This window comes from Streptomyces eurythermus, from assembly GCF_014649115.1.
GTDB classification, from domain to species: domain Bacteria; phylum Actinomycetota; class Actinomycetes; order Streptomycetales; family Streptomycetaceae; genus Streptomyces; species Streptomyces eurythermus.
In genome coordinates this window covers 418,138-424,177 of sequence record NZ_BMSK01000007.1, presented here as the reverse complement: position 1 = coordinate 424,177, position 6,040 = coordinate 418,138, and the positions used below count along the sequence as shown (strand labels likewise).

Annotated in this window: 5 protein-coding genes; all 5 read right to left on the bottom strand. The window is 74.8% G+C overall.

Features of this window, described 5'->3' with window-relative positions; translation table 11 throughout:
- The coding region (locus IE251_RS16410; protein WP_189753686.1) for a non-reducing end alpha-L-arabinofuranosidase family hydrolase at nucleotides 1–696 on the bottom strand (696 nt) is incomplete at its 3' end.
- Nucleotides 697–1,108: 412 nt separating this feature from the next.
- Nucleotides 1,109–1,510 (bottom strand): SgcJ/EcaC family oxidoreductase, encoded by a 402-nt coding sequence (locus IE251_RS16405; RefSeq protein ID WP_189753685.1) that lies wholly within the window; start codon nucleotides 1,508–1,510, stop codon nucleotides 1,109–1,111.
- A 63-nt stretch (nucleotides 1,511–1,573) separates the two neighbouring features.
- Nucleotides 1,574–2,815 carry an MDR family MFS transporter gene (locus IE251_RS16400; protein ID WP_189753684.1) on the bottom strand — a complete coding sequence of 414 codons (1,242 nt, stop codon included), beginning with the start codon at nucleotides 2,813–2,815 and terminating at the stop codon, nucleotides 1,574–1,576.
- On the bottom strand, nucleotides 2,812–4,539 hold the full coding sequence (locus IE251_RS16395; RefSeq protein WP_189753683.1) for an ABC transporter permease subunit: 1,728 nt from the start codon (nucleotides 4,537–4,539) through the stop codon (nucleotides 2,812–2,814). The genes IE251_RS16400 and IE251_RS16395 overlap by 4 nt, the downstream gene beginning before the upstream one ends.
- Nucleotides 4,540–4,542: 3 nt before the next feature.
- On the bottom strand, nucleotides 4,543–6,036 hold the full coding sequence (locus IE251_RS16390; RefSeq protein WP_189753682.1) for an ABC transporter substrate-binding protein: 1,494 nt from the start codon (nucleotides 6,034–6,036) through the stop codon (nucleotides 4,543–4,545).
- Nucleotides 6,037–6,040: the final 4 nt, after the last annotated feature.

Genomic DNA, 6,040 nt, shown 5'->3' with positions numbered 1-6,040 from the left:
CGTGAAGGGAGCGAACGCCATCGACCCGTACGACGACCCGGACACGTTCGACGCGTAGACCAGGTGCTTGCCGTTGTACGTCACATTGGTGAAGTCCTTCAGCGAGACCCACCCGTTCGCCGGCTGCGCCAAGGCACCCGTCGATGACCACCGGTACGACGACGGAAGAGCACACGAGCCGTCGGTCGGCGGGGTTCCGGTGAGGCCGGTCCACTTCTGATTGCTGCCGCCGTTGCACGTCCAGAGCTCCACCGCCGTGCCGTTGGCCGTAGCGGCGCCCGTGACGTCCAGGCACAGCCCGGACTCCACGGCGACGACCGTGCCGTCGGAGTTCACCCGCCACTGCTGGTTCGTGCCGCCGTTGCAGGACCAGATCACCGGCCGCGTACCGGCCGTGGTGGCGTGCCCCGGAACGTCCAGGCACTTGGTGCCGTAGACGGTCAGCTGGTTGGCGTCCGTCAGCGTCCACTGCTGGTTCGTCCCGCCCGAGCAGTCATAGATCTGCAGGTTCGTGCCGTCCGTCTGACTGGCACCCGGCACATCGAGACACCGGTTCGAACCGACACCGCGCAGGGCGCCGGTGCCGGCCGCCTGAGCCGGGGTGGCCACGAGCAGCGCCGCCAGCGCGGCCAGTGCCGCGAACACCGCGGCGAGCACCGCGGACGGATGCCTGCGGCTGAGACTTCCTGGGGACATGGGCCCTCGCAATCCTTGGGCAAGCGGTTCGGGTCACCCTCCGCAGAGGTGACGGGTACATGACATATGCATTCGTGCGACACACTCCTTACGACTCGGGCGTCGCGGTGGACCCCGCCAGGTGTACCGCTGTGCGCGCGGAGCGATTCCGCCACGTTCGTCATCTCGAACGAATGTCGGAAGGTCGGGCACCGTGGATGATAGGGAACCCGTGAACGGCGTCAACACCTTCCGCATGATTCGGCACCAGCGCCGAAAAGTTCGCACCCCTCACGAAGGAACGCCGCAGCTCAGACCGTCCGAACGAGAAACGCAACGCCGTCGAGCGAACGTCCGACTCCCGACGCGCGCGGGGTCCGGGAAGTTCAGCGCGAACAGCACGCCGCGAGATCGCACCCATCGGAATGAGCTGTCAATCGACCCGCACTTCGGTGTTCTGGCAGGCGTGCAGCAACCAGCTCCCGTCCCCTTGCTTGGTCATGACGTAAAGCGGGGCGCCCTCCGTATTGCCCTCTGCCGAGTGGTAGACCTGCCGGACCTTGACGGCCACCACGTCGGGCCGCAGGAACTGCGTGTGCACTGCCTCGTAGGTGACCTCGCCGTCCCAGCTCGCGTGGGGCAGGACGGCGCGGGTGAACTCGGCGATCGCGTCCAGGCCGATGAGAACCTTGCCGTGGGCGGTCGTCCAGAGAGCGTCGGGATGGAAGAGCGCGAGGAACCCCTCGACGTCTTTGGCACGCTGAGTGCGCTCGACTGTGGCCACGACCTGTTCGATGGCCTTGATGTCCGCGGTTTCGGTGTTCACGCAGATCACCCTGTGACCTCAAGTCGGCTTGAGGTCAAGGGCCCCAGCCGTCGGGACCGCCGGCCAGGGAGCTCAGGCCGGTTCGGGTGCCGTGTCGTGGGTGGGCCGTCGGCCGGGCAGGACCAGGATCGCCGCCAGGGGCACCGCCGCCAGGGCCGCCCAGGGCAGCGCCGGGGGCAGCCCGAGGTCGAGGAGCGCGCCGGAGGCCGTGCTGCCGAGCAGGACCAGCAGGCCGGAGACGGAGGACAGGGCGCCGGTGTAGAGGCCGATGCGGCCGGGTTCGGCGAGGTCGGGCAGCCAGGCGCGGGCGACCGGCGCGACCAGCATCTGACCGGCGGTGAGCAGGACGACCAGGGCGGCGAGCGGGGCCAGTCCGGCCATACCGGTGAGGCCGGCCGGACGGGCCGCGGCGACGGCGGCGAATCCGGCGCCGGTCAGCAGCAGCCCGGCGGCCAGCGAACGGCGCGGGGTGAGCCGGCGGCCCGCCCAGCGGGTGACGGGCAGTTGGGCGCCCACCACCAGCAGGGAGGACAGCGCGAACAGCCAGGCGACCGGCGCCTGGGAGCCGTAGGCGCGCCGTACTTCGGCGGGCAGGGCGAGGTAGAGCTGGTTGTAGGCGAGCAGTTGGGCGCCGTAGCCGCAACAAAGGGCGAGGAAGCGGCGGTTGCGCAGCAGCGGCCCGAGTCCGCCGCGCACGGCGACGGGTTCGCGGCCGGGGATGTGCCGGGGCAGCAGGACGGCGTGCCCGGCGAGTACGGCGGTGAAGACGGCCGCGCCGGCCAGGCAGACCGTGCGGAAGTCGGCCGTCAGCAGCAGGGCGCCCAGCAGCGGGCCGGTGAAGGCGCCCGCCTGCCCGGCGACGGTGAACAGGGCCAGCACCCGGGCGCGCGGCCCGCCGCCGGCCTCCTCCCGCAGGACGGCCTGCCGGGCGACCTCCGACTCCACCGCCGGGGAGAACAGCGCGGCGGCACAGCCGATCAGCAGGACGGAGCCGATCACCGACCAGGTCCGTTCGGCGTAACCGAGCCAGGCGAACCCGGCGATGCGCAGCGCGCAGCCGGTGAGGACGACGGGCCGGACGCCGTACCGGTCGGCGAGGGCGCCGCCCACCACGAACAGCCCCTGCTGGCTGAAGGTGCGCAGCCCGAGGACGACCCCGACCAGCCAGCCGGCCATGCCGATCGCCGTGCCGAGGTGTTCGGCGAGGAACGGCAGTACGGCGAAGAAGCCGACGTTGAAGGCGAGTTGGGTGAGGATCAGCAGGCGCAGCAGCGGTGACAGCGGGGCCCGGTCGGTGCGCGGGGCGCCCGTCATGCGGCCGACTCCCGTGCGGTCGGGGCCGGCTGGGCGCGGCGGCGGCGCAGGGCGCCCGCGGAGGTCACCGCCAGCGCGCCGAGGACGGCGAGGACGGCGGCGGGGGCGAGGACGGCCCAGGGGGCGCGTTCGGCGTAGGGCTGGTTCTCGGCGAGCAGGCGGCCCCATTCGGGGGACGGCGGCTGGGCGCCGAGGCCGAGGAAGCCGAGCGCGGCGAGGGCGAGCGCGGTGCCGGGCAGCCGCAGCAGGGCGTGCCGGGTGACGGACGGGACGACGGCGGGCAGGAGTTCGTGGCGCAGCAGGTACCGGCGGCCGGCGCCGAGGGCCCGGGTGGCGGTGAGGTGGAGGGCGGCGCGTTCCTGGCGGAGCAGGGCGGAGGTGTGGGTGGCGAGCGGTGCCCAGGCGACGGCGGCGACGGCGAGCGCGGGGGTGGCCGGACCGCCCCCGGTGACGGCGGTGACCAGCAGCGCGGCGAGCACGGGCGGCACGGCGTTGACGGTGTCGGCGAGCGGCCCGGACAGCCGGGGCAGCAGGCCGAGCAGCAGTCCGGCGAGCAGGGTGCCGGCGCTGATCACGAGCGCGAGCAGCAGGGTGTCCAGGGCGCCGTGGGCGACCCGGGCGAGCAGGTCGCGGCCGAGCGCGTCGGTGCCGAACGGGTGGTTCCAGGAGGGGGGCTGGAGGCGGGCGGTGGTGCTCAGGGCGAGCGGGTCGCGGGGCAGGCCGGCCGCGAGGACCGCGAGCAGCGCCCCGCCGAGCAGCAGCGGCGGGGTGCGGCGGGCGGCCGGGGTGAGCCGGGGCGGGGCGGGCAGGGCGCCGTCGCGCAGGGCGGGGCCGGTGAGCAGCCGGACGGCGAGCCGGGCCGCGCCGGTGGCGAGCGCGGCGAGCAGCAGCAGGGCGAGGGTGCCGGCCTGGAGGACGGGCAGGTCCTGGGCGAGGGCGGCCTGGAGGGTGGTGCGGCCGATGCCGGGGATGTCGTAGAGCTGTTCCACGGCGACGGCGCCGCCGGTCATGCCGACGACGAACAGGGCGGCGTTGGGCAGCAGTCCGGGCAGGCAGCGGCGTACCGCCTGGCGGGCGATGCGGGCCCGGGGCAGTCCGCGCGCGGCGGCGGCGCGCGCCCAGGGTTCGGCGAAGGCGCCGGGCAGCTGGTCGTCGAGGAGCCGGCCGAGGACCGCTCCGGCGGGCAGGCCGAGGGCGAGCGCGGGCAGCACGGTGTACCGGGGCCCGTACCAGCCGAGGGCGGGCAGCCAGCCGAGCTGGACGCCGACGACGGTGGCGAGGACGGAGGCGGTGAGGAACTCCGGAAGCGTGGCGAGCATCGCGGAGCCGGTGCCGCCGGGCCGGGTCCGGCCGCCCCGGTACAGGGTGCGGGCGCAGACCGCGGCGGCGGTGCAGGCGGCCACCAGGAGGGCGACCGCCATGAGCAGCAGGGAGGCGCCGAGCGCCTGTGCGACGACGGGTCCGGCCTCGGCCCCGGAGATCCAGGACCGGCCCGCGTCGCCGCGCGGCAGCCCGCCGAGCCAGCGCCCGAGCAGGGTCAACGGCCCGGCGTCGAGGCCGAGTTGGTTGCGGATGGCGGCGAGTACGGCGGGGTCCGGGTCACGGTCCTGGGCGCGGGCCCTGAGGACGGTGAGCGCGGGGTCGGTGCGGCTGAGCCAGGGCAGCAGACCGATCCCGCACACCAGGGCGGAGGCGAGCGAGGCCCGCCACAGCACGGTCCGCACGGGTCAGCGCCGGGTGCCGGTGCCGATGAGGGTGCGCTCGTAGGGGTCGAGCAGCACGCCCTTGACGGAGCGGCCGACGCCGGTGATGACGCGCTGGTGGACCAGCGGTACGACGGAGTCGGTGCCGAGGACACGGGCCTCGGCGCGCAGTGCCGCGTCCTGCCGCTCGACGGTGTCGGCGGTGCGCTCGGCCTCGGCCACGGCGCGGTCGACGTCCTTGTCGCACAGCAGGGCCAGGTTGTAGTTGCCGGCGCAGGTGTAGTCGCCGGCGAGGATGGCGACCGGGTCGCCGGTGTCGACGAGGCTGTTGCGGGCGAGGACGAAGGCGTCGAACTTCCCGGCGAGGGCGTCGCTCTCCAGTCGCGCGTACTCGCGGACGACGAGTTCGACGCGGAAGCCGGCCTTCTCCAGCTGCTGTTTCAGCACCTGGGCGACCTCGGGGAGTTCGGGCCGGTTGTCGTAGGTGGCGAGGGTGATCCGGGTGCCGTCGGGCCGCTTCGGCACGGCCCTGCCGACCGGCGCGGGGTGGCGCCCCTCGGCCCAGCCGACGGCGGGGCCGTAGATGCCGGTGCCGCGGTCGGCGTGACCCTCGTAGACGTCCTCGGCGAGGGCGGAGGTGTCGACGGCGGCGCGGGCGGCGGCGCGCAGCCGCGCGTCCTCGAACGGCCCCGAGCGGTGGTTGAGCAGCAGGCTGGTGGTGCGGGTGGTGGCGGTCTCCCGGCGGGTGTCCGGCTGGAGCGTGGCGGCCTGGGCGACGGGGACGGCTTCGGCGATGTCCGTGTCCCCGCTGCGCAGGGCGTTGGTGCGGGCGGTGCCGTCGGGGACGAAGCGGACGTCGATGCCGGCGGCCTGGGCGCGGCCGCCCCAGTAGCCGTCGTAGCGGTCGAGGGTCGCGGAGGTGGCGCCGGTGACCTTCTTCAGGACGAAGGGGCCGGTGCCGGCGCCGGCCGGGTCGACGTGGTCCTTGTCCCGGTAGGCCTTGGCGGAGAGCACGGCGAGGCCGGGGCTGGACAGCCTCAGCGGCAGGATGGGGTCGGGCCGGCCGGTGCTGACGCGTATCCGGTGCCGGTCCAGGGCCTTGGCGGTGAGGGTCACTCCGGACAGGGCGGCCGGGGCGGGGCGGGCGTGGGCGGCCCGGTCGAGGGAGGCGGCCACGGCGTCGGCGGTGACCTCGGAGCCGTCGTGGAAGGTGGCCTCGCGCAGGGTGAACTGCCAGGTGCGGGCGTCCTGCCGGCGCCAGGAGGAGGCGAGGGCGGGGGCGGCGGCGCCGTTGCCGTCGAGCGCGGTGAGGCTCTCGGTGATGCCGAGCCGGCTCAGGATGGTGGCGTCGGCGCCGTACGGGGAGAGCCGTTCGGCGGGCGGGAAGGCGAGGGCGACACGGAGCCGCGAGCCGTCGGTGGGCTTGCCGTCGGCCTCGCCGGAGGAGGCGAAGCAGCCGGCGAGGAGGGGCGTGGCGAGCAGGGCGGCGAGCAGGCGGGAAGGGCGCGGGGCAGGCATGGTC